We start from the raw sequence: 23,405 nt of genomic DNA, 5'->3' as shown, positions 1-23,405 counted from the left end.
GGCGTTTTTTTGATGTCCTGGCGCGCAAGCCCGGGTCTGCTGCATGAAAATGTGGACTGCGGTGATACTACTAGCAGCAATTGTTAGGACTTGAAGGAGGGAACGATAGTGGTGATCGGAGCCATACTGGCGGTACTGCTCGCCGTTCTTATAGGGGTTGTATTCGTAAGCCCGGTTAAGTTTACCGGCTTTTGGAGCCGGATGGATCAGAATGACGAGATATATTTCCAGATAAAAGCGCTCTATGGCTTAGTGTGTTACCGGTTCAACCTGCCTGCAGTAAAATTTCTTAATTTTTCGGAGGGGATTTTCGTAGCGGAAACCAAAGTAAATGAGAACAAACTGAAAGTGAATGAGAATCGGCAGGATAAGATTGATAAAGAAATGCTTCGCCGCTTTAAAAGGGATGCCAAAGAAATATTGGTAAATACAAAAGGAATAAAAAAGTGGACCGTGCAGACCCTTCAATTATTCCGCTGCTCCGAGCTCAAATGGACGACAGGCATAGGGGTCGGGGACGCGGCGCAGACGGCCGTTGTGACAGGGGCCGTATGGACTTTGAAGTCGATGGCGATTGGTATTATAACCCGTTACATCCCTTTGAAGACGACCCCGCAGCTCGCGGTTAACCCCCAATATAACCGGATGATGCTGCAAATTAAGTTTGCAGGGGAAGTGAGGGTGTCGGTGTGGTCTTTGTTCCTTTCGGTTATCCGGCTCCTCGTCCGGATTATTCGTACTCCAGGCGGCTTCAAAGCCTGGGTAAACCTCATCCGCCGGGCACTGCATAAGCCCAAGACCCGAAGGGAACCGGCACCGACCTGAGAAAGCACCTTTACATAGGATAGATAAATGCGGGGCAACCTACCGGATGCAGACCTATTACTCCTTCAGGCCGGAACCCTGTCTTGAAGGAACAAAGGAGGAGACTTCATTGACAGATCACCCTATTCAAGGCTTAATGAAAACGGCCATGGAGAATATTAAAGCCATGGTCGATGTCAACACCATTGTAGGTGATCCGGTTGAGACTCCGGACGGCAGTGTTATTATGCCGATCTCTAAAGTCGGATTCGGATTTGCGGCAGGCGGAAGTGAGTTTACGACGGAAACAATCCCCGGCGGTGGAGAGAATGCTACGGTCTCTATGCCTTTTGGCGGCGGTAGCGGCGGCGGCGTATCCATTACGCCAATCGCTTTCCTGGTTGTAGGCATTCATGGAGTCAAAATTGTACCGCTTGACAATCAGACACACTTGTTTGAAAGACTTATCGACTCCGCCCCGCAAATTGTTGACCGCGTTCAGACGATTTTCAAAAGCAGCGGTACGTCGTCGAATGCGCAGTCCCAGGGAGCAACTCCGAATATTACGATTCAGGCGGATTCCGTCGACATGAACTAACTCTGGTCCTGGATCAGACAAAAAAAGCTGTCCTTTTTGGAACAGCTTTTTTTGTCTTTTTTTCATTAAAGCATGGATATTGCGAGAATACGGATGGCAGCTGAAACGGGAGATTATAGGATCAGGATTAAGCAAGCCCCTTTTCAGCGGAAATGATTAAAAACATAGGTCTCCGGTTTTCATCCTTCATTTCGGGCACTGTTTGCAACAGTTCATCAGAAGGCATAGGTTCTTTAACGGCTCTTATGTTAAATCCGGAGCCAATTAAGTCATTCAGATAGGTTGAGAGGGTCCGGTGATATTTAACAACGTTCTCCGTTAAGAAGGAGGTTTCGCGTATTCCTTCAAATTGATAGTGGTCGACTGGCCAGTGAAGCCGGTTCCCTTGGTCATCCGAGTACCAATCTTGCTCGCTGCGGGAAGTAAAGATGGGGTGCTCGACTGAAAAAAGAAAAGTCCCTCCGGGTTTCAGCCAAGCATAAACTTTTTGGCAGATGGCTCCAAACGACGCGATATAGTGAAAGGCCAGCGAACTGATGACCAGATCAAATTGTGAGTCCGTAAATTGAATGTCCTCAATGGGAGCTTTGATATACGTAATGGATGGATCGTCTGTGTTTTCACGAGCTTTTTGAAGCATTTTTTCGGAAAGGTCTATACCTGTCACAGAACTTGCCTGCTGCTCGCGGACATACCGGCAGTGCCAACCGTAACCGCATCCCAAATCAAGTACGCTCTTATCGCGCAGCTCAGGTAACAGTGCTTGCCATACATGCCATTCTCCAGCACCTTCAAGCCCTTTGACGGATCGAGGCATTTGTTCGTAAGCAGCAAAGAAAGTTTCCTCATCATATTTATTCTGTTTCATCGGTTACTCAGCTCCTGCAGGTTAAAGTGGTCTTTTAAACAATAACGCTTTTAGAACAACGACCATCCATCATCATACCACACTCTCTAAAAAGAAAAGCGAGTCTTGCCTCCCGAGATCAGACAAGCGGAATGAAGCATGCTGGCAGGGCATATACATGTACAAGGCTCCCGGCTTGGGCGCTATCTTAAATAATCGGATGCGAAGGCAAATGGGAGGAACGCTTATGAGCAAGCGGAAATGGGTGTCCGGTGTGCTTGCGCTGCTGTGCATGTTGAATCTATGGAATGGAGCGGCCTTAGGGGCGGGACCTCCAGAAATCGGTACTCATGCAGAAGCCGCAGCTCTGATCGATGTGCAGTCGGGCCGGCTGGTGTACAGTAAACGGGGGGACAGGCCCATGCGGATCGCCAGTCTGACCAAAATTATGACGGCGATTGTCGCCATAGAAGAAGGCAAGCTGTCCGATGTCGTGAAAGTCAGCAGCCGTGCGGCCGGCAAGGAAGGTTCTTCTCTGTACCTGAAAGCCGGACAAGAAATGAACTTGAAGCATATGCTCTACGGCCTTATGCTGCGTTCCGGCAACGATGCGGCGACCGCTATAGCAGAGCATGTAGGGGGAAGTGTCGAAGGCTTCGCTGTAATGATGAACCGTAAAGCGGAACAGATCGGAATGGAGCATTCGAATTTCTCCAATCCTTCGGGACTTGACGAGGGGGAGCATTTCTCGACTGCCAATGATATGGCTAAGCTGGCTGCGTACAGTCTCAAGAATCCGAGCTTTCAGGAAATTGTCCAGACGAAAATGATCAAAGTGCCGAATCCGAATGATTCGTGGGAGTATACGTGGTTCAACAAGAATAAGATGCTGAGTCTCTTTGAAGGTTCCGATGGGGTCAAGACGGGATATACGAAGCTTGCTAAGCGGTGTCTCGTATCATCCGCGACACGCAGCGGCCAACAGTTCGCCGTTGTGACTCTGAATGACGGGGACGATTGGGCGGATCATGCCAAACTGCTCAACTGGGGATACGAGAACTACCCGCTCGTCTCTCTTGTCGAGAGAGGGAAGTCCGCAGAGGGCACTAACTTCGTAGCGGCGGCCGATTTCACTTATCCGCTGCTGAAGGAGGAGAAGGAGAGGATCTCCCGCATCACGGAGCTGTATCCACCGGAATCGCTGGAAGCGCGGCTGGGGGAACGCGGCAAACTCGTACTTAAGCTGGGGGATACCGTCATCGGAGCGGTTCCGCTTGTAGACGCCGGCAGCCCCAGACTGAAGGCCGCCGACAAATCGGCATTTGGCTTTCAGGCAAGTGAATCGGGTATATCGCGGTGGAATGAAATGAATGTCGTCTTTCGCAAAGTACTGAAGGCTATGCTCTCGCCTTAGGTTGTAGGAGCAAGCAAAGGGCATCCATTAGCGTAATCCGGTAAGAGAGGAGAGGAAGGAATGGTCAACTGGATCTGGTTGTTTTTTATCGTGACAGGATTTATCGTATCGGCTGTTCAAGGCAATGTGGAAGCCGTCACTCAGGCCGCATTCGATGGAGCCAAAAGCGGAGTCACCGTATGCTTCGGCCTGATCAGTGTACTCGTTTTTTGGCTCGGGATTATGAGGATTGCGGAAGATGCGGGTCTGCTGTCCAAGCTGGCTGTTCTGCTGCGCCCCGTGGTCCGTTTCCTGTTTCCGAGCATTCCGAAGGATCACCCGGCGCTCGGATACATCATGTCTAATATGAGCGCCAACATCTTGGGATTGGGTAATGCAGCTACTCCGATGGGGATTAAAGCCATGCAGGAGCTGCAGAAATTAAATCCGGACAAGGACTCAGCCAGTCCGGCTATGTGTACACTGCTTGCATTGAATACCGCCAGCATTACCTTAATTCCGACCACACTGATTGCCATCCGGATGAATTACAATTCGGTTAATCCGGCTGAAATTGTGGGGACTACCCTGCTGGCAACCGCAATTTCAACTGCCGCCGCCATTCTAGTGGACCGCTGGTACAGGCGGAAGCAAACTTTAATTCCAACGACGAGGGGGTGAACCGCCAGTGTATGCACTCGTAACCCTGCTCTCCGCCTGGGCGATCCCGGTCCTAATCGTCTTTATTCCCCTGTACGCCGCTTACCGGAAGGTTCCCGTCTATGAATCGTTTGTAGAAGGTGCAAAGGAAGGGTTCGATACCGCGATCAAAATTATTCCTCATCTCGTAGGGATGATGGTTGCCATCAGTATATTCCGGGCATCAGGTGCCCTCGAATTGACCCTCGGCTGGCTTAAGCCGCTGTTTCAGGCATTCGGGGTGCCTTCCGAGGTTCTTCCTCTGGCTATCCTGCGCCCGATTACGGGTGCGGGATCGCTTGCCTTTACGACAGACCTCATTGCCCAGTTCGGACCAGATTCGCTGATCGGGAGAATAGCCTCCACGGTTCAAGGCAGCACGGACACGACACTCTATGTGATAACCGTATATTTCGGCGCGATAGGAATCCGTAAGGCGGGGTACGCGCTCAAGGTAGGCCTCATCTCCGATGTAGTCGGCTTTATCGCTTCTATTATTATTTGCCTGCTTGTATTCTCATCCTAGCGTCCGCAAAAGCAGGGCCAAATTGTCTCTTATTGAATGCTCCTTGCAAGAAATGGTAACAATAAGAGGACAGGCTTTGGGATCGGGCTAACATTTTCCTTGATCGAAGCTTGTGATTTCCCTCCAGGATAGGTATCATAAGCTTTGAGGTGAACGTAAGCATGGAGAGATTGCAGAAAGTGCTGGCCGAGGCCGGAGTGGCTTCCCGCAGAAAAAGCGAGGAACTTATTTCGGCAGGACGGGTTAGTGTGAACGACGAAGTCGTTACGCAGCTCGGCTTCAAGGTGAATCCCGCAGAAGACGTCATTACAGTGGACGGTCGCGGCATTAGGCAGCAGACGAAAGTATATGTCATATTGAACAAACCCAAAGGCGTTATTACAAGTGCCTCTGATCCAAAAGGCCGTAAAGTCGTAACCGACTATCTGCCCGGGATAAGAGAACGCGTCTATCCGGTGGGACGGCTTGATTACGATACGGAAGGTCTTCTTATTCTCACCAATGACGGTGAATTTGCGAACCTGATGATGCATCCAAGACATCATGTCGCCAAAACGTATCATGCTACCGTTAAAGGTGTTGTGCACGGTTCCGTTCTGGATAAGCTGAGAGCGGGCATTAAGCTGGATGACGGTATGACCGCTCCCGCTGAAGCCGAATACGTTGACGTCCGTCCGGAGAAGAACGAGACCGTGATTTCGATTACAATTTATGAAGGCCGGAACCGCCAAGTCAGAAGAATGTTCGAAGCGGTGTCTTTCCCGGTTATGCGACTGAGAAGGGTACAATACGGACCGCTCCTGCTGGCCGGGCTGCCGAGAGGCAAGTACAGAATACTGCGCAATGATGAAGTTAACAGCTTGCGCGATGAGGCCTTGCAGTCACATAAAATTCAAAAAGGCCGTTAAGTCTGGCCTTTTTTTTCGTTATAATGAGTATAGTTATGTCTGAAATTGAGGGTGTTTTGCGTGAAAAAGAACAAAAAATGGATTCAAATTATCATTTTGAGTATTGTTCTGATCATCGGGGTCTACACAATTGTGAGCAATTTAACATCTTCCGATGAGAATAAGTATCCGGTTGAAGGTTCTAAAGCACCTGACTTTACTTTAGCGGGCCTCGACAACAAAACGTACAAGCTATCCGATTATGCAGGCAAGGCTGTACTCATTAATTTCTGGGGAACATTCTGTCCTCCCTGCAAGAAGGAAATGCCTGCGTTGCAGAGTCAGTATAACCTTTGGAAAGACAAGAACGTCGAATTCCTGGAAGTTAATCTGGATGCGAGCCGCGTAACGGTCCAAAGTTTTATTGACCAGTATAACCTGACGCTTCCTATTCTGCTGGATAGTGAACATGTCGTTCGCAAACAGTATGGGGTAGTCGAGTACCCGACGACTCTCTTTATTAAGCCGGACGGAACGATTATGAAGATTCACAAAGGTGAAATGGACGAACCGTTTATTGAAACCATGTTGAAGAAGTTGACGGAAGGCGCGCAGCAGGGCAAGTGAAGGTGAGCAAGGCACGCAGGGCAAATAAGCAAGACAATTGAATCTAACTGCATAGAGGGGGGATGCGGCATGTTTCAGAATACGAAATGCGAATGTGGGCATCAGAACCACGTAGGCACCGTGCTCTGCGAATATTGCGGCAAGCCGCTGACCGATGAGGCGCAAGCCAGTGACATACTGGAGATGAGATACGATGGAGTGGCCAGGCGTTCACAGCGTCAGAATCCCTCCTGGATTAACAAGATCTGGAATTTCTTTTCCTCGGTGAAAATAGCTGTCTGGATTATTGCTTTAACTCTGGTCGGCTCTTCACTCGGAACGATCTATCCGCAGGAAAGCAACTTTATTTCTGTGGAACCTTCCACTTATTACAAAGAAACCTACGGAACGCTGGGGCACATTTATTATTTGCTTGGACTTTCGCATACCTACGAATCCTGGTGGTTCAAGCTGCTGATTCTTATGATCGGCACATCGCTGGTCATATGCAGTCTGGACCGGGTGCTTCCGCTGTACCGCGCTTTGTCCAAACAAAGCATCCGCAAGCATCACAGTTTCCTGCTGCGTCAGAAAGTATCCTTCGACGGACAACTTCCGTCGGATCAGGACGAGCTGGCCTGGACGGAAGAAATGGCGAAGCAGCTCCGCAAAAAAAGATATCGCGTACATACGGACGGTACGGCACTTTTGGCCGAGAAATACCGTTTCAGCCGTTGGGGTCCTTACGTTCTTCATATCGGTCTGATTATTTTCCTGCTTGCGGTATTAATGAGAAGTTTCCCGGGCTGGCATATGGATCAATACTTGGGAATACGTGAAGGGGAAACGAAGAGAATTCCCGAGACCTCTCTCTACATCAAGAATGAGAAGTTCACGATTGATTTCTACAAACCTGAAGAAATGACAGATGAATTCAAAGAACGCAACCGCGCGGTACCCAAGATCTATGAAACGCAAGCGGTTATTTATTCATGCGAAGCCAGGTGCGACACGCCGGGACAGGAACCGGAGCTCAAAGAAGTCCACCGGCAGAAGATTATCGTGAACGAGCCCCTTGATTACAAGGGACTGCTTGCCTTCCAGTATGATTACGAAGACGACCCCTTGTTAATTTCGGTTCAGCCGACTCTTAAGAATAAACAGACAGGCGAAGCCTACGGCAGCTTTGTGCTTCCTATGAAAAACCCTCAATCTTCTTACGAAGTCGGGCCTTACCAATTATCGCTCAAGGGCTACTTCCCGGATTTCGGTTTAGACGAAAAGGGAGAACCGATTACGAAGTCGAACGAAGCCAAAGCTCCAGCGTTTATTTTTCAGATGACAGGTCCGGGCCTGAATGAAAAAGGGGAGCCGTACTTGTACTTCCCGCGTCAAGTCGACAAACAGGAATTCCGGCAAGACGAGATTAACGGTGCATTGGGCAGCAAATTCGAACTGTCCGTCGATTCGATGGATAAAGTATCATTTTCAACCTTTACTTCCTTCCTTAATATCCGCACGGACCGGGCACTCCCTTACATTTGGGCCGGTTCCGCGATAGGAATGCTCGGATTAATCATGGGCTTTTACTGGCAGCACCGACGGATTTGGATCCGGATAGACGAAGGCCGTCTGGTGCTTGGCGCGCACACGAACAAGAACTGGTTCGGAGTCCGTAAAGAGGTTGCAGCAGCTCTATCGGCAACGGGGATTAAGACCGATCAGAAGCAGCTAGAAAAAGGAGGGGATGCACATTGAATTGGTTAGCTATTAGCGGTAATGCTTTGCTTATTTCTTTTGTTATTTACTGTATCGCATTTCTGATTTTCGTGCTTGCCATTACGGGTAAGACATGGAGTAATCGTGATGCAGAGAAGCATTCGCGCAAGTGGGGAAGCGCGGCTTACATTTTATCTGCGGTAGGCCTCTTATCTCAGATTATTTACTTCTTTACCCGCTGGTATGGCGGCGGTCATTTCCCGCTCAGCAACATGTTTGAGTTTATGACATTCCTAGGCCTGGCCATTATGGCCGCTTTCCTCGTTATGTATGCGATTTATCGTACCCCGGTTCTCGGGGTGTTTTCTCTGCCGGTCGTTGTTCTGATGATCGCCTATGCGGCGGTATTCCCGAACGAAGTACAACCGTTAATCCCGGCGCTCCAGAGCTATTGGCTGAAGATTCACGTGTCCACAGCAGCAGCGGGCGAAGCATTCTTCGCCGTTGGTTTTGCAGCTGGGCTCATGTACCTGCTCCGTACGGTCAATTTTGACAGCAAAGAAGCCAGAGACCGCAAAGAACAAAGAGGTGTGGAATTTACCCTCTTCGTCATCTTCATGCTGGTTGCTTTCATCGGATCGGTCTTTACGTTCAATGCAGCAGGTTACGAAGCGAAGTTTACCAAAGAATCCATTGTGAAAAGCAATGATGGAACACAAAATAAGGTGGCGCAGTCCGTAACCTACGTACTCCCTCCCATTGTGGCCCCTTATCAAGCCAATTTGGAGCACATGGACACATTCCTCGGAATGGACAAGCCTCTCTTTACGGCCCCTTCCTGGATGAGCGGCGAGAATGCCGGTCGCAAGTTAAACACGGTCGTGTGGACGGTTCTCGGCGGCATTCTGCTGTACGGACTGCTGCGCCTGATTCTGCGCAAGCCGGTCGGCAAGGCGATCTCGCCTATTATGAAAGGCATGGAGCCGGAAGATCTGGATGAGATCGGTTACCGCTCCATTGCTATCGGGTATCCGATTTTCACACTCGGAGCTCTCATCTTTGCGATGATCTGGGCCCATAAAGCTTGGGGACGGTTCTGGGGATGGGATCCTAAAGAAGTATGGGCGCTTATCGTATGGTTGTTCTATGCGGTTTTCCTGCATTTGAGACTTTCCAGAGGGTGGCAGGGCAAACGGTCTGCATGGCTCGCCGTTATCGGCTTCCTGGTCGTTATGTTCACGCTGGTCGGTGTTAACCTGGTCATTGCTGGTCTGCACTCTTATTCCGGTGTATAATTTGAACAACACGAACATGTAATCAATCAAAGGAACCAATCATTCGCTACTATCGTTTACGGACGGAAGGGACTGTGAAACTCCATGGAACAGAAATTGCATATTCTGGTTGTGGACGATGAAGAAAGAATTCGGCGTCTGCTTCGTATGTATCTGGAGAAAGAAGGCTACGGAATTGAAGAGGCGGAAGACGGAGAGACGGCTCTCGCTCTGGCAACTGAACGTGACTTCGATCTGATTCTGCTTGATCTGATGCTTCCCGGAATAGATGGTACAGAGGTGTGTGCACGCCTGCGGCAGGTGAAATCAACTCCGGTTATTATGCTGACTGCCAAAGGGGAAGAGACCAACCGCGTCCACGGCTTTGAAGTCGGTGCAGATGATTATGTGGTCAAGCCTTTTTCCCCGAGAGAAGTCATTTACCGGGTAAAAGCGATTCTGCGCAGGTCGTCGGCTACCGCTTTTCTGTCCAAAGAGGCGAATTCAAGCAATAACATTGTATTTCCCCACCTGGTTATCGAGCATGATGCTCACCGCGTATCGGCTGGAGGGCAGGAAGTGGCGTTGACACCCAAAGAATATGAGCTGCTGCATTATCTGGCAGTTTCTCCCGATAAAGTATTCTCCCGTGAAGAGCTGCTGAAAGATGTTTGGAATTATGAGTTTTTCGGAGATTTACGCACGGTTGATACACATGTGAAAAGGCTGCGCGAGAAGCTGAACAAGGTATCGACTGAAGCTGCTGTCATGATTACCACGGTATGGGGCGTAGGATACAAGCTAGAGGTGCCGAAGTAACGTGTTCAGTCTGCGAAGTGTTGTCGGCAAGCTGTGGTTAACGATTATCGGACTCGTGGCCGTTATACTGATGATTCTTGGTTTGTTCCTCGTTCAGTCTCTGGAGCAATATTTTTCCCAGTCTGAAGATCAGATCAAGAATCTCGAGAAATTAGCAACCGATTATTCCAGCGGAGCGTCTTCTCATCCTCTGAGAGATGATGAGTATTACCAGATGGCTAACGAGCTTCTGGAACTCCAGGATGCCAGAATGATCGCACTCGACAAATCGCTTACTGAGCTGAATTCGACCGCAACCGGGAACAACGAAGAACTTCTTCGTTTCCATGCGGTCGATTTTTTCTCGGAACAAGAACTGGCTTCCGTATTAAGCGGATCTACAGTGGAGAAGCAGATACCCTATAATGCGAAAAAAACGAACACACGGAACGACTACATTGCCGTAGCAGTTCCCACTTATGCGAATCCGGATAACGGTTCCAATGAAATACAAGGTGCCATTATTATTTATCAGTCTTTGAAATCATTGGAGTCGACGCAATGGGATGTTTTTAAGCTTTTTGTCATCGTTTCGATTATCGGATTTCTTATGACGACCGTCTTTGCTTTCTTCTTGTTCTACCGGATTACACGGCCGCTGCTTCAGCTTAAAGAAGCCGCCGGCCGTATATCCAAAGGAGAGTACGGGACCAAAGTGCCTATTTTATCATCTGATGAAATCGGGGAGCTTGCGAAATCTTTTAACGTGATGGGCGAGGATCTGCAAGAGAGCGTGAGGGCGCTCCGCCGTGAGAAAGAAAACCTTGCCAGCGTACTGAGAAGCATGACAGATGCTGTCATGACCTTTGATTCCGAGGGCTCTGTCACGCTGACGAACCCGCAGGGAGATAAGATTATTCAGGAATGGAACAAAATCACATGGAACCCGGATATTCAGCCGGAGGAGGGGGAGGAGACTTCCCGCATTCCGGTAGACCGCAGCATTCCGGCTCCCCTGCAGGTTATGTTCCGCGATGTCGTCAAGGAAGCGCGTGAACAGACGGACAAACTCCACGTCGAGAACGAGGTTTGGTCGGTGGCTATGACCCCGCTGCACTCGCGTGAAGGCGTCCGCGGAGCGGTTGCGGTCCTCCGTGATGTTACGGAGGAGTTCCGCCTCGACAAGCTCCGCAAGGACTTCGTGGCCAATGTCTCGCATGAGCTGCGGACACCGCTGTCCATGGTGCAGGGCTACAGCGAAGCCCTGATCGACGACATCGCGGGATCGCCCGAGGAGCGGCAGGAGCTCGCTCAGGTGATCTACGACGAGGCGCTGCGAATGGGTCGCCTCGTCAGGGACCTGCTCGATCTGGCCCGTATGGAAGCCGGCCATCTCGAGATGAACTTCAACCGGACGGATGTAGGCGGGCTCCTGAAACGGATGCACCGCAAGTTCTCCGTCCTGGCGAGGGAGAAGGACATCCGCCTGAGCTTCGAGCTTCGGCAGGAAGACCTCTTGTGCATGGCGGATGAAGACAGGCTGGAGCAGGTGCTCACGAACCTGCTCGACAACGCATTCCGGCATACGCCGGGCGGCCGGAGGATCACGATTAAGGCAGAATCGTGTTCGTATAAATCCGGTCCCGGCTGCCAGATTGAAGTGATTGACGAGGGCCAGGGAATCCCGGCCGAGGATGTGCCGTACGTGTTCGAGCGCTTTTATAAAGCGGACAAGGCTCGGACACGCGGGGCAACCGGCGGAACAGGCCTGGGCCTGGCCATCGTCAAGAACATCGTGGATGCGCATCAGGGGACCATTACGATGCGCAGCAAGCTGGGCCAGGGCACGACGTTTACGATTGTGCTGCCTTGCCGCTCCTGCGAACTTGCGTGATGGTTCACGTGAGGGGGCGTCTGCCAAGCCGCAAGAGCGGCCATGTCAGTTGCCTGAGGAATCCTGTCCGGACTTTGCAGACATTCGAATAGCGGGGAAAAAGGCGGAAAGACTGCTGAAAAACAGCACCTTTCCGCCTTTTTTGTTGAAAAAGAAAGCTAAATCTTGTTGTACGTGAAACAATCCGAATTGCAGGCTGTCCTTAAGCTGTTGATCTTCATAAAAAAGAGCCTGCCGGGGAATAAAGATTCCAGGGCAGGCTCTTTACAACTGTCATTAGATTGCCAGTTGGCGTACATTTACGATTTCCGGCTGTTTTTCAAGCTCGGCGATCACTTCTTTAGGGGCTTTTTTGTCAATCGTCAGAACCATGATGGCAGATCCGCCGACGACAGTACGACCCACCTGCATCGTTGCGATGTTCACTTCATTACTTCCGAGAAGTGTACCCACGCGTCCGATGATACCCGGCTTATCATTGTGCGAGATAAGCAGCAGGCTGCCTGCCGGTGCGAAGTCTACCGGGTATTGGTCGATTTGTACGATTCGCTCGCCATAACCCGAAAGCAGGGTGCCTGCGAAAGTACGGTCGCCTTGCTTGGACTTGATGGTGATCGTCACCAGGTTCGTAAAAGTGCCCGTAGTGGACGATTGCTGCGTCGTAATGTTGATGTCTCGCGATTTGGCCATATGCATTGCGTTTACAAGGTTAATACCTTCTAGATGCTGGGTGAATACACCCTTCACGATATAGCGTGTCAGCGGGTTGGTATCGACATCGGCAAGATCCCCGGAATAGCTGACAACGATTTCTTGAACAGGGCCTTCGGTCAACTGACCCGCAATAAGACCGAGCTTCTCGCCAAGATTAAAGTACGGCTGTAGCTTATTCATAACGGTTGCCGGAACTGGCGGCATGTTGACTGCGTTCTTGAACGGCTCATCGCGCAGAATGTGCAGCAACTCTTCCGATACGTCAATCGCAACATTCTCCTGGGCTTCAATTGTGGAAGCTCCGAGGTGAGGCGTCACGATGATTTTCGGATTATTCAGGAAAGGATGACTCGCTTGCGGAGGCTCCTGCTCGAATACGTCGAAAGCGGCGCCAGCGACAGTTCCGCTTTCAATCGCTTCCACGAGCGCGTTCTCGTCAATGATTCCGCCGCGTGCGCAGTTAACGATGCGTACGCCTTTTTTCATAATAGCAAACTGTGCAGGACCCAGGATATGACGGGTTTCGTTAGTCAGTGGAGTATGAACGGTAATGAAATCCGCTGCCGCCGCGATATCATTGACGGAGCCGAGCTTCACGCCGATTTTCTCAGCACGCTCTTCCGTCAGGAACGGGTCATAGCCGATCACGTTCATTCCGAATACTTTGGCGCGTTTGGCCACTTCGCTGCCGATCCGGCCCATGCCGAGAATACCCAGCGTTTTGTTGCGCAATTCAACGCCGACGAACGTTTTACGATCCCATTCACCGGTGACCGTTTTTTTGTAAGCTTGAGGAATCGAACGGGCTACCGACATGATCATGGCAAAAGTATGCTCGCACGTAGCAATGGTATTTCCGTCAGGCGCATTGATTACGACGATTCCGTGTTTGGTAGCCGCTTCAAGGTCAATGTTGTCGACACCGACACCTGCGCGGCCGATCACTTTCAGCTTAGGAGCCGCATCCATGATGCGGGGAGTTACTTTGGTCTGGCTGCGTACAAGCAGCGCGTCGTAATCGCCGATGATAGCGATGAGTTCTTCTTCGCTAAGTCCGGTTTTTTTGTCTACCTCAACATCGCTTGCGTCATGGAGCATTTGAATGCCCATATCGCTGATTGGATCCGATACAAGTACTTTAAACATGATAATGCCTCCTCAATGGTCTTTTGAAAATATAAAAAAACCCCCGAACCTCATACGTAACCCGTATGAAGGGACGAGAGTTATCTTCGCGGTGCCACCCAACTTTACCTCACGCTTGCACGGGAGGCCTTATAAGTCCTAACAAGGACTTTGAACGATAACGGGTTCTGCCGATTGATCCTCCGCAGTGCTTCGGACCGATGCTCGGGAGTGCTCTGTATACGCGTATCCTGCCGGTTCTCACCAACCACCGGCTCTCTGAAAGGCTAGCATGCATACTTGTCTCCGTCAACGCTTTAACGTGTTATATGACTTTAAGTTGACCTTAATGTAACATGGCTTCGTCGGGGGTGTCAATAGGGTTTGAGCGAGTTTCACGCATTCTTTGCAAAGTGCCGCGGTGTCCATGGAATAGTCCTCTTTACGGCTTGAGGTTGCTCCGGGAATTGTGTATTCTGCATAGAGGCATAGATACGGATGAAGAATGAAAGGTGGTTAATCCTTTGAAACAGATCGGACCGGAACCTTTTCTAAGGCTATTAGAAGAAGGGGAGAATATTCACGGGAAATACAAGGTGATCGATGTACGGGAGACAGTTGAATGGAACTACTATCATTTGAAGGGGACGGAGCACATTCCGATGAATACGATTCCGGGACGTCTCGGAGAACTTCCTGAGGACGTTCCGCTTTATGTGATCTGTGCTCACGGCGTACGAAGCGAGATGGTATGCGCTTATTTGCAGCAAAACGGTTATGAGCAGCTGATCAATGTCGAGGGCGGTATGGCCGCGGTATCGGGATTGCGGGGCTTCGCGTACGATTAAGCGCCTGTGATTCCCTCATTCATTTAAGCGTGCAGTCTAGATGACTGCGCGTCTTTTTTTGTGCAGCGGCAGATGTAACTTTTGAAGAGTCTGGTTCGTTATAAGAGAGTAAGATTTTCTGAAGCGGCAATTCATGGTATGTTAAAAGAAGAGCGCCGAGTATGCTGGGCAAGTGCAGCGGGGCGCTATTCTGATAAAGGGCAATTGGGAGCCAATTGATTCCCTGGGAAGGACCTTCATGAATAAATGGAAATCGAAATGGAAGGATCTCAAAAATATCCGCTTCCAAAAAGCGGTTCGTGTAGACGAACTGAGCGATAAGGTCCTGCTGCTGAACTTATATGCAACGCAAGTTTTAATTCTGATCATCGGTGTGGTTATGCTCCTGATTCAGCAAACGGATATGAAGACTCTGCTTTCATTTAAGCCGGGTTGGGGGATTCTTCTGTGGGGCGGTGGACTGGCCCTGCTTGTTGTTGCGGCGGATCTGATCGTAACGAGGTTTGTGCCGGAGGATGTGATGGATGACGGCGGGGTCAATAAACGCATTTTTGCAAAGAGGCCCTTATGGCATATCGCCGTTCTATGTTTAGTCGTTTCGGTCTGTGAGGAACTGCTGTTCCGCGGAGCTATCCAGCACTATCTGGGCCCGTACTGGACGAGTATCTTATTCGCCGCTATCCATGTCCGTTATCTGCAGCATTGGCTGATGACAGGTCTGGTTTTCAGCATTAGCTATGGGATTGGCTGGATTTATGTACATACCGGTTCTCTTTGGACAGCCATTTGCGCTCATTTTATTATTGATTTTATTTCAGGATGCATTTTGAGGTACAGTAAGGAGGAATAGTGAAGCATGCGCCACAACCAGACCGGCGAGGAATTGGTTAATCAGCCGAACACCATTGAAGCAGGCGAAGCGGCCGAAGATGAAAGCCATTACCTGCCCCCGCGAAGTTCCGTTCATCCGTCTGAGCAAACGAAAGTAACCCGGACTTTTTATCAGATCCTGCTTCTTTTGTTTCTTCTGCTCGTAGTCGGACTTGGCTGGTGGGGGATTGAATATACGTCCAAACCGTAAATGGCCGGGATCGTTTATACGTTGGATATTAAAAGCCTGCACTTGGGCGAATACGGGCTTATGATGCCGGTATTGCGCCCGAACGCAGGCTTTTGTTACGGATGGTTTACGATTCCGCAGTTATTTGCGCCGGATCGACAAACGTATAGCCTTTCTTTTCCAGCTCTGTAAGCAGTTTGTCCAGCGCCTCTGCTGTCCAGGGAAGTTCATGCATCAGAATGTTGCTTCCGGGATGAAGCTGTTCAAGTACGTTGGCGACAATTTTGTCCGGATCGTTCTTCTTAGCGGACATTTCCCAGTCCATAGATCCGTTGGACCAAGTCATATAAATCAGTTGATGAGCCTTGGCCTTTGCTTTGACCGCATCATTGCCCGAACCGTAAGGCGGACGGAAGAACCGGGGTTTACTGCCGGTCATCTCTTCCAGAATTTGGACCACATCCCCAATCTGATGCTCCAGATTATCCGGATTCTCTTTCTTGAGATCCACATGGTCCCAGGAATGATTGCCAAGGGCTTGTCCACGATCATGGATCAGTTTGGCGAGTTCGGGATGCTGCTTGATACGGGTTCCGTTCATGAAGAAAATGGCTTTGGCTTTATGTTTATCGAGAGTGCCGAGCATAGATTCAAGCATGGCTTTTTCTTTGGGCCCGTCATCGAAAGTTAGAAGCACCACCTTCTTTTCGCCGCTCGCATCGACTGGGACGACATCATAATTTGAATTGATGCGGTACTTTGTTTTCTGGGAAGCCTCCGTGGAAGGCGCCGGCGTAGCCTGCTGCGCGTTAGCGGAAGGCGAGGGGGCTGGGGACTGCGGCGCTGCGGATGAAGCTGGGGCAGGAGAAGGCGTCCCCGGCTCAACCTGATTGGCAGATGGCTTTGTACCGGCGGTTTTGCTCTCCGTCCCAGGTCCGCAGGCTGTGAGTGCCAGGCTGAGGGTAAGAGCAATTCCGGTCGTACGCACAATATTCGTAAGGGTCATGGCATTAAAGCTCCTGTCTTAATTAATTTGTGTAAAGTTCAAGTTAATGCGGCGTATCCTTTTCAAATCCTATCGTATTACTCTCTATATAGGTTTTATGCTACCGCCGGTATATTATACCCGTTGATCCGAAGGGCGAATCCCTGCGATTCCCTGCAAAGCTGCGCATGACCCCTGTAGAGCCGAAGCAACCTAAGAGAGGTTCATTCATTCTAAACTTTGGAGGGATACAGATGAGATTCAGTTCTATGCTTATCGGGGGCATCGCCGGTGCAGCGCTTGCCGTATATGTCATGAATCGTAAAAGCAGCTTCAGGGGTGCTTTAATGAGTTCCGGCAGCAGTACGGGCAAGGCAGTCAGCGGAATGATGAATGAAGCGCTGCAGATGTTTTCGGGGAAATCAGCTGCAAATTCGCCGAATCAAAGTCAGGCTGGCAATTCCGGCCACTCGGACTCGAAAGCCGCTTCTCAAGGAAGCAGCCAATCTTCTTCCTACCCGCAGCACAAGAAAAGCCACAGTGCCGGCTCCGCCTCTAACTCGGCCCAGGACGAGCAGATGATTAAAGAACTGATCGCCAAGGATTCACATGTGAAGTCTGCCGTGGATGAAATTCTCGACAAGAACGATTCCAGGACATCCGGGACTCACTGAAGATTCCCTGCATGACCATGAGAAGAATGGACGATCCAATCCCGAACACCGCTTCTGCCATGGGCAGAGGCGGTGTCTTTAAATTTTTCCCGTATGACTAACATTTTGCGCGTGACATGGTATAATAATAGAAGGTGGCACCCAGTTATGTGCTTGTTTCAGCAAGCGCACACACCGTGGTTTTCAAACCGGCATATTATGTTTATAACCATTCAATAAAGGTGTCATGGAAAGGAGGATCCTGTCATGAAAATCGAACGTCTAAGCCCGGATAAAATACGGATTTTCCTTACATTCGATGACTTGACGGAACGGGGTATCCAGAAGGACGATATGTGGAGGGAGATACCCAAAGTTCACGATCTGTTTAGTGACATGATGGATCAGGCTTACTCCGAGTTGGGTTTTGAACCTTCCGGACCTTTGGCTGTTGAAGTATTTGCGCTTCCTGCCCAGGGAATGGTCGTCATCGTGACCCGCGGAAACATGGATTTATCCCTGCAGGCCGACATTCTTGATGATCATGAGGCGGAGGAAGTATATGAGATGGAAGTAACGCTTGAGCAAAGCGATATTATTTCTTACGCATTCCGCGATTTTGAAGATTTGCTGCGTGCCGCCAAAGTCATCAAGCCGATGTTAACGGATGGCGGGGCGCTTTATACGTATAAGAATAAATGGATCCTTCAGCTTGAACCGACGGAACTGCCTGAAGCAAAGTTCCAGACACTCATTGCAGTACTTTCTGAATACGGGGATGCTACGAATGTGACGAAAGCCGTCCTGGAAGAGTACGGCAAAGCCGTCATTGCCGAACAGGCGGTTCCGGAACTGTGCCGTCATTTCGCTTGAGTTTAAGACCTATAACCGGTGCGGCTTGACCGGGCTGGCGGATCAAGCCTGTCCCTTGTGTTCTTATACCGGACAAGATATAGGCTGCTGCTGCTGGTAAAGCATTCTCCAAAAACACCCGTTTTTGCAGGATGCTTTATTTTCATTGTGTCATAATACATAGATGAGAGGTGGTCACACCATGACTGACAAAAACATAGAAAATTTAAACGTGCTGGAATCGACTCAAATTATTATTGAACAAGCTCTGAAGAGACTCGGTTACTCGGATGAAATGTATGATTTGCTTAAAGAACCTCTGCGTGTTTTGACCGTTCGTATTCCTGTGCGCATGGACGACGGCAAGGTAAAGGTGTTTACAGGTTATCGTGCCCAGCATAATGATGCAGTCGGTCCAACAAAGGGTGGGGTCCGGTTTCATCCGGGTGTAACGGAAGATGAAGTCAAAGCGCTTTCAATCTGGATGAGTTTGAAGTGCGGTATTGTGGATCTGCCTTATGGCGGCGGCAAGGGCGGAATTATTTGCGACCCGCGCACGATGTCTTCGCGGGAACTTGAACTGCTCAGCCGCGGATATGTCAGATCCATATCTCAGCTTGTAGGACCTACCAAGGATATTCCAGCACCAGATGTTATGACGAACTCGCAGATTATGGCCTGGATGCTCGATGAATACAGCCGCATTCGTGAATTTGATTCTCCGGGTTTCATTACGGGCAAGCCGATTGTTCTGGGAGGTTCGCACGGCCGGGAAACCGCGACAGCCAAAGGTGTTACGATTATGATTAACAAAGCGCTGGAGAAGCGGGGCATTCCGCTTCAAGGCGCACGGGTTATTGTTCAGGGCTTCGGCAACGCCGGCAGTTTCCTGTCCAAGTTTATGCATGAAGCCGGTGCCAAAGTAGTAGGAATCGCGGATGTGAACGGGGCTCTATACGATCCGGAAGGTCTGGATATTGAATATCTGCTCGACCGCCGTGATTCATTCGGAACCGTGACGAATCTGTTCTCCGATGTCATGCCGGCCCAAGATATTTTGGAGCAAGAATGCGACATTCTGGTTCCGGCGGCTATCGAGAATCAGATCACCCGCGAGAATGCACACCGCATTAAAGCGAGCATTGTGGTCGAAGCGGCCAATGGTCCTACCACTTTGGAAGCAACCAAGATTTTGACGGAACGCGGTATTCTTATTGTCCCGGACGTACTCGCAAGCGCGGGCGGGGTCGTGGTTTCGTATTTCGAGTGGGTACAGAACAACCAGGGATATTACTGGTCGGAAAGCGAAGTTCATGCCAAACTTCAAGAAGTCATGGAAAATGGCTTCGAAAATGTCTATAATATTCATAAGACACGTGGAATCGATATGCGACTTGCGGCCTATATGACCGGTGTTCGCAAAATGGCTGAAGCGGCCAGGTTCCGCGGCTGGGTCTGAGTAACCGGAACGTTTATTCGTCTGCCGTAACAGAAAGGGGGAAAAGGGATGGACTTGTTTTCCGTGCTTATGGCGGCTGTTGCTCCCGGAATCTCCCTGCTTGCCTATTTTTATTTGAAAGACCGGTATGAAACAGAGCCGATTCATCTGGTCGGCAAATTGTTTCTATTCGGTGTTCTGCTGGTCATCCCCGCCATGGTTATTCAGAGTGCCTTCATTGAAGAAATCGGCGGGGAGAACCAGTTTACATTTGCTTTTTTTATCTCAGGCGGTCTTGAAGAATTTCTGAAGTGGTTCGTGGTGTATCACCTGATTTACCGTCACTCCTCATTCGATGAGCCGTACGACGGTATTGTTTACGCAGTGGCGGTCAGCCTCGGTTTTGCCACACTGGAGAATATTCTGTACGCACTTGTTAACGGCACGAGTATTTCCATGTTAATAATGCGTGCTCTGCTTCCTGTATCCGGTCATGCTTTATTCGGAGTTATGATGGGCTACTATCTGGGCAAAGCTAAATTTATGCGCGCTCATGAACGCAAATATTTGTTTGCTTCCATGCTGCTGCCGATTTTGTGGCACGGTTCCTTTGACTACATCCAGCTCGTTGCCCAAAGCAACTGGATCTGGTTTATGTTACCGTTTATGACGCTTCTTTGGATAAGGACCATTTGGAAAATAAACAGAGCGAATGAGCATTCCCCGCTGGGCCGTATTATGCGCAGTGACGAGGAGTTTGAAGTCGGATGAATTTGTCCATACTGGGATAAGAACACTTATATATTTGCGCTATGGGGTGCGGAGGGTGAACTTATGTCCGGGAACCGAATTAAAGTAACCATACGCTGCAGACAATGCGGGGAGCGATTTATCCTTAAGGGACGCCGGGACAACGGAAGAATCGAAACCGGATTTAAGCAGTGTATTTGTGACAATGACCATGATCTTGAAATGGAAACGCAAGAATGAAAAGACCCGCGCCTAAGCGCAGGTCTTTTTTGCTGTATAAACTTCTTTTGGTAGGCAGACAATAACGGCAACATCGCCTAAGAAAGGAGTTTTTAAGCATGTACAGAAAACTTAGCATGGTACTCTTTCCTCTCAGCACACTGGCCCTAGTCGGCACGGCAGTCTGGGGGTATAATCAACAGCAGCAAAAAAATGAAGTGATGGTAAGAGGCGAGAACCAGTATCAGAGAGCTTTTCATGATTTATCTTTTCATGTGGAAAAGCTACATACGGAGCTCGGCAATACACTGGCCTTAAATTCGACATCAAGCGACAGCTACCGCAAAGGACTCGTTAACGTTTGGAGGCTGACCAGCGAGGCTCAGAGTGAGGTGAATCAGCTGCCGCTTGCCCTGCTTCCATTTAATAAAACGGAGGAATTTCTATCCAAGGTGGCAAAGTTCAGCTACCAGACGTCTGTCCGTGATTTGACCCAGAAGCCGTTAACCGATGGAGAAGTAAAGACATTAAGCACGCTTTATCAGCATTCCAAGGACATTACGAAGGATCTGCGCGGGGTGCAGGATAAAGTTATCGCGAATAACTTGCGCTGGATGGATGTGCAGACAGCGCTCGGCAATAATACGGAACCCAATGACAATACCATTATTAACGGTTTCAAAACAGTGGACAAGAAAGTCGGAGAGTATACGGATTTAAAAGAAGGTCCGTTTACTATGTCAACCCAGGCCAAGTACAGCGCCAAAATGCTCGATGGGAATGATATCAGTGAGCAGGAGGTCCGTCAGAAGGCGGCAGATTTTCTCGGAGTAAACAATCCGGCAGCATTCCAGGTAGTTAAGAACGGCAATGGCGGCAGTGAGTATGAATCGTATACTTGTACACTTCCCGGGGGGAAGAACGGGGCAGATCTTTCTATGGACTTCACGAAAAAAGGCGGGCAGCTTATTTATTACTTGAACCCGCGGGATGTAAAATCGGCTAAATTAAACGTGGAACAATCCAGAGGAGCCGCTGAGCAGTTCCTGGAACGTCACGGCTATAAGAATATGACGGCTGTCAGTTTTGACCGCCATCAGAATATATGCAACATGACGTTTGCCAGACAAGATCAAGACACGGTCGTTTATCCGGAGAAGCTTGTGGTTAACGTAGCGCTAGACGACGGACAGATCATTGGCTTACAGGGAACGGATTACGTATTCGCAAACAGGAAGCATCCGCTGCTGGGACAAGAACCTAAAATTTCGGCAGAGGAAGCAAGGAAACATCTGAGTCCCAATTTGAAAGTAACCCGTCAAACGAAAGCTCTGATTATGAACGATATGAACGAGGAAGTATTGTGCCATGAGTTCATCGGAACCATGAATGGGCAAATTTACCGGATTTACGTGAATGGGGAGAACGGAGTGGAAGAGAAAGTCGAGACCATCCGCCAGGAAGATATTCAGGAAGCCAAATAATGCGGCAGGCAGCAGTACAATCGGGTACCGGATACGTAAGAGAAAGAGCGGTTTCAGGGATGCCTGGAACCGCTCTTTGTTCGCAATTTTGGTCTTCCTTAATAGAAGGGCCGTGCTATAATTAATGAAGACGCAACCGGTGCATCAGCGCGCCGCGCAAGGAATAGGAAGAGGGATGAGGAATAACTGTGGCTGAGCTAATGAAAGTGAACCAGCTTCTGCATCTGCAGGTCAACACGATTGACGAGGAAGAAGCCAAGCAGGAATACAAAGCAAGGATTTCGGATGTACGGGCCGATACGATTCTAATCGAAGTTCCGATGAACGAGCGTACCGGCAGGCTGAAGCGTCTCTACACGGGAGATGAACTGAATGCCTTTTACATTAGCGACGGGGGTGTCAAGAATTACTTCCAGTCTTCGGTAATCGGATTCCGTGAGCAGGGAATCAAGCTCGTAGCTATCGCTAAGCCGGATCCGGCATCTATCACCAAAATACAGCGGCGAAGTTTCTTGCGTATTCCAGCCGAGCTCGAGGTCTCGGTTGCCTTCGCCGATCACACCCCATTTATTGCTCTCACTGAGGACGTGGGAGGCGGCGGCGTGTCGTTTATTTGCGGCGGGGAAGAGAAGATCGAAGCATCGGATCACGTCAACTGCTGGCTGGTGGTTCCCTACAAGAACGGGACTATCGAACATATTAATTTCAAAGCAGAAGCCGTCCGTATCAAACCTCTTGAATCGGGCCGTAAAATCGTCATGCTGCAATTCAGTGAAATCGCGGACCGCGATAGGCAGAAGCTTATCCAATACTGCTTTGAGAAGCAGTTCGATCTCCGGAAGAATTAATTCAGCGTCTTACATAATTTAACCGGTTTCGGGTAACACTGCATCCAGGGCGCTGTTTGACAGGAGGATGCGTGTGAGGAGCCGAAAAATTACACAACGTAAAGAACCTTTATCTCATAATAGCTACGAGCAACTGTTTGTTGAATTTTCCGATCGGGTTGAAAGAATGCTGTTCAGATTGGTCGGTTGTGTCCTGGTTCTTCTGATCTTCAGCCAGCTGCTGTTGCAGGCCGCCCCACTAAGAAGCATTATGACTAGAGTCGATCCCCTTGAAGGAGATCCTTATGTCCGGCATTCGCAGAAGCAGCAGCGTTAGGGCATGAGCCGATTCGCGCGCGTCGGCGTTTTTGCATCTGCCTCCCGACTATGGTATAATTTACAACG

25 protein-coding genes and 1 other annotated feature are annotated in these 23,405 nt (G+C 49.7%); of the genes, 22 read left to right on the top strand and 3 right to left on the bottom strand.

Translation table 11 applies throughout. The features are described 5' to 3' along the window. Positions 1-108 precede the first annotated feature (108 nt). Positions 109-825: a DUF2953 domain-containing protein gene (locus EDM21_RS25375; protein WP_157335547.1), complete on the top strand. Its 717-nt coding sequence runs from the start codon at positions 109-111 to the stop codon at positions 823-825. Between the two features lie 109 nt (positions 826-934). Beyond that, positions 935-1,402, top strand: coding sequence for a GerW family sporulation protein (ytfJ, locus tag EDM21_RS11230; protein WP_157335546.1), 468 nt, complete (start codon positions 935-937; stop codon positions 1,400-1,402). A 127-nt stretch (positions 1,403-1,529) separates the two neighbouring features. On the opposite strand, the gene EDM21_RS11225 is transcribed toward ytfJ, so the two are convergent. Then, positions 1,530-2,270, bottom strand: coding sequence for a class I SAM-dependent methyltransferase (locus EDM21_RS11225; RefSeq protein ID WP_157335545.1), 741 nt, complete (start codon positions 2,268-2,270; stop codon positions 1,530-1,532). 226 nt (positions 2,271-2,496) lie between these two features. Between EDM21_RS11225 and EDM21_RS11220 the strand changes: the two genes are divergently transcribed. From EDM21_RS11220 to EDM21_RS11180, 9 genes are all read left to right on the top strand, one after another. Continuing rightward, positions 2,497-3,663 carry a D-alanyl-D-alanine carboxypeptidase family protein gene (locus tag EDM21_RS11220; RefSeq protein WP_157335544.1) on the top strand — a complete coding sequence of 389 codons (1,167 nt, stop codon included), beginning with the start codon at positions 2,497-2,499 and terminating at the stop codon, positions 3,661-3,663. A gap of 60 nt (positions 3,664-3,723) precedes the next feature. Continuing rightward, positions 3,724-4,323, top strand: a complete 600-nt coding sequence (locus tag EDM21_RS11215; RefSeq protein ID WP_157335543.1) for a nucleoside recognition domain-containing protein — start codon at positions 3,724-3,726, stop codon at positions 4,321-4,323. Between the two features lie 7 nt (positions 4,324-4,330). Further along, positions 4,331-4,867, top strand: coding sequence for a spore maturation protein (locus EDM21_RS11210; RefSeq protein ID WP_068775359.1), 537 nt, complete (start codon positions 4,331-4,333; stop codon positions 4,865-4,867). A gap of 161 nt (positions 4,868-5,028) precedes the next feature. Beyond that, entirely contained in the window at positions 5,029-5,775 is a 747-nt protein-coding gene (locus EDM21_RS11205) for a pseudouridine synthase (RefSeq protein WP_157335542.1), read from the top strand. A gap of 60 nt (positions 5,776-5,835) precedes the next feature. After that, complete coding sequence (gene resA, locus EDM21_RS11200; RefSeq protein WP_166541953.1) at positions 5,836-6,381, top strand: thiol-disulfide oxidoreductase ResA; 546 nt, start codon at positions 5,836-5,838, stop codon at positions 6,379-6,381. Positions 6,382-6,450: 69 nt separating this feature from the next. After that, on the top strand, positions 6,451-8,118 hold the full coding sequence (resB, locus tag EDM21_RS11195; protein WP_157335538.1) for a cytochrome c biogenesis protein ResB: 1,668 nt from the start codon (positions 6,451-6,453) through the stop codon (positions 8,116-8,118). Next, positions 8,115-9,374: a cytochrome c biogenesis protein CcsA gene (ccsA, locus tag EDM21_RS11190; RefSeq protein WP_157335536.1), complete on the top strand. Its 1,260-nt coding sequence runs from the start codon at positions 8,115-8,117 to the stop codon at positions 9,372-9,374. Before resB ends, ccsA begins: the two co-directional genes overlap by 4 nt. 84 nt (positions 9,375-9,458) lie before the next feature. Then, the gene (locus EDM21_RS11185; RefSeq protein WP_157335534.1) at positions 9,459-10,172 is read left to right on the top strand and encodes a response regulator transcription factor; all 714 of its coding nucleotides are present in this window, start codon (positions 9,459-9,461) and stop codon (positions 10,170-10,172) included. A 1-nt stretch (position 10,173) separates the two neighbouring features. Then, on the top strand, positions 10,174-12,045 hold the full coding sequence (locus EDM21_RS11180) for an ATP-binding protein (RefSeq protein WP_166541952.1): 1,872 nt from the start codon (positions 10,174-10,176) through the stop codon (positions 12,043-12,045). Between the two features lie 276 nt (positions 12,046-12,321). On the opposite strand, the gene serA is transcribed toward EDM21_RS11180, so the two are convergent. Then, on the bottom strand, positions 12,322-13,905 hold the full coding sequence (gene serA, locus EDM21_RS11175; RefSeq protein WP_157335533.1) for a phosphoglycerate dehydrogenase: 1,584 nt from the start codon (positions 13,903-13,905) through the stop codon (positions 12,322-12,324). A 66-nt stretch (positions 13,906-13,971) separates the two neighbouring features. Then, positions 13,972-14,206: a binding site (T-box leader), on the bottom strand. Positions 14,207-14,408: 202 nt separating this feature from the next. Here serA and EDM21_RS11170 point away from each other — a divergent pair. From EDM21_RS11170 to EDM21_RS11160, 3 genes are all read left to right on the top strand, one after another. Then, entirely contained in the window at positions 14,409-14,732 is a 324-nt protein-coding gene (locus tag EDM21_RS11170) for a rhodanese-like domain-containing protein (protein ID WP_157335531.1), read from the top strand. A gap of 238 nt (positions 14,733-14,970) precedes the next feature. Continuing rightward, positions 14,971-15,582: a CPBP family intramembrane glutamic endopeptidase gene (locus EDM21_RS11165; protein ID WP_157335530.1), complete on the top strand. Its 612-nt coding sequence runs from the start codon at positions 14,971-14,973 to the stop codon at positions 15,580-15,582. Positions 15,583-15,588: 6 nt separating this feature from the next. Next, positions 15,589-15,813 carry a hypothetical protein gene (locus tag EDM21_RS11160; RefSeq protein WP_156430883.1) on the top strand — a complete coding sequence of 75 codons (225 nt, stop codon included), beginning with the start codon at positions 15,589-15,591 and terminating at the stop codon, positions 15,811-15,813. A 106-nt stretch (positions 15,814-15,919) separates the two neighbouring features. Here the strand turns inward: EDM21_RS11160 and EDM21_RS11155 are convergent, their stop codons facing one another. Continuing rightward, positions 15,920-16,798, bottom strand: a complete 879-nt coding sequence (locus EDM21_RS11155; protein ID WP_157335528.1) for a polysaccharide deacetylase family protein — start codon at positions 16,796-16,798, stop codon at positions 15,920-15,922. Between the two features lie 233 nt (positions 16,799-17,031). Here EDM21_RS11155 and EDM21_RS11150 point away from each other — a divergent pair, with 233 nt between their 5' ends. From EDM21_RS11150 to EDM21_RS11120, 8 genes are all read left to right on the top strand, one after another. Beyond that, the gene (locus EDM21_RS11150; protein ID WP_157335527.1) at positions 17,032-17,451 is read left to right on the top strand and encodes a hypothetical protein; all 420 of its coding nucleotides are present in this window, start codon (positions 17,032-17,034) and stop codon (positions 17,449-17,451) included. 246 nt (positions 17,452-17,697) lie between these two features. Further along, positions 17,698-18,303, top strand: a complete 606-nt coding sequence (locus tag EDM21_RS11145; protein ID WP_068775371.1) for a genetic competence negative regulator — start codon at positions 17,698-17,700, stop codon at positions 18,301-18,303. Between the two features lie 181 nt (positions 18,304-18,484). Then, positions 18,485-19,741, top strand: coding sequence for a Glu/Leu/Phe/Val family dehydrogenase (locus tag EDM21_RS11140; protein ID WP_157335525.1), 1,257 nt, complete (start codon positions 18,485-18,487; stop codon positions 19,739-19,741). Positions 19,742-19,789: 48 nt separating this feature from the next. Beyond that, positions 19,790-20,491, top strand: coding sequence for a glutamic-type intramembrane protease PrsW (gene prsW / locus EDM21_RS11135; protein WP_068775373.1), 702 nt, complete (start codon positions 19,790-19,792; stop codon positions 20,489-20,491). A 63-nt stretch (positions 20,492-20,554) separates the two neighbouring features. Continuing rightward, positions 20,555-20,710: a hypothetical protein gene (locus EDM21_RS24575; RefSeq protein WP_166541951.1), complete on the top strand. Its 156-nt coding sequence runs from the start codon at positions 20,555-20,557 to the stop codon at positions 20,708-20,710. A 98-nt stretch (positions 20,711-20,808) separates the two neighbouring features. After that, positions 20,809-22,173: a germination protein YpeB gene (gene ypeB, locus EDM21_RS11130; protein WP_157335523.1), complete on the top strand. Its 1,365-nt coding sequence runs from the start codon at positions 20,809-20,811 to the stop codon at positions 22,171-22,173. A gap of 188 nt (positions 22,174-22,361) precedes the next feature. Then, on the top strand, positions 22,362-23,021 hold the full coding sequence (locus tag EDM21_RS11125) for a flagellar brake domain-containing protein (RefSeq protein ID WP_166541950.1): 660 nt from the start codon (positions 22,362-22,364) through the stop codon (positions 23,019-23,021). 73 nt (positions 23,022-23,094) lie between these two features. Further along, the gene (locus EDM21_RS11120) at positions 23,095-23,337 is read left to right on the top strand and encodes a hypothetical protein (protein ID WP_166541949.1); all 243 of its coding nucleotides are present in this window, start codon (positions 23,095-23,097) and stop codon (positions 23,335-23,337) included. Positions 23,338-23,405 lie beyond the last annotated feature (68 nt).

It is taken from the genome of Paenibacillus lutrae (genome assembly GCF_009757775.1).
Lineage (GTDB): Bacteria > Bacillota > Bacilli > Paenibacillales > NBRC-103111 > Paenibacillus_F > Paenibacillus_F lutrae.
Note: the sequence above shows the minus strand (reverse complement) of the source record. Positions and strands in the feature narration are given on the sequence as shown.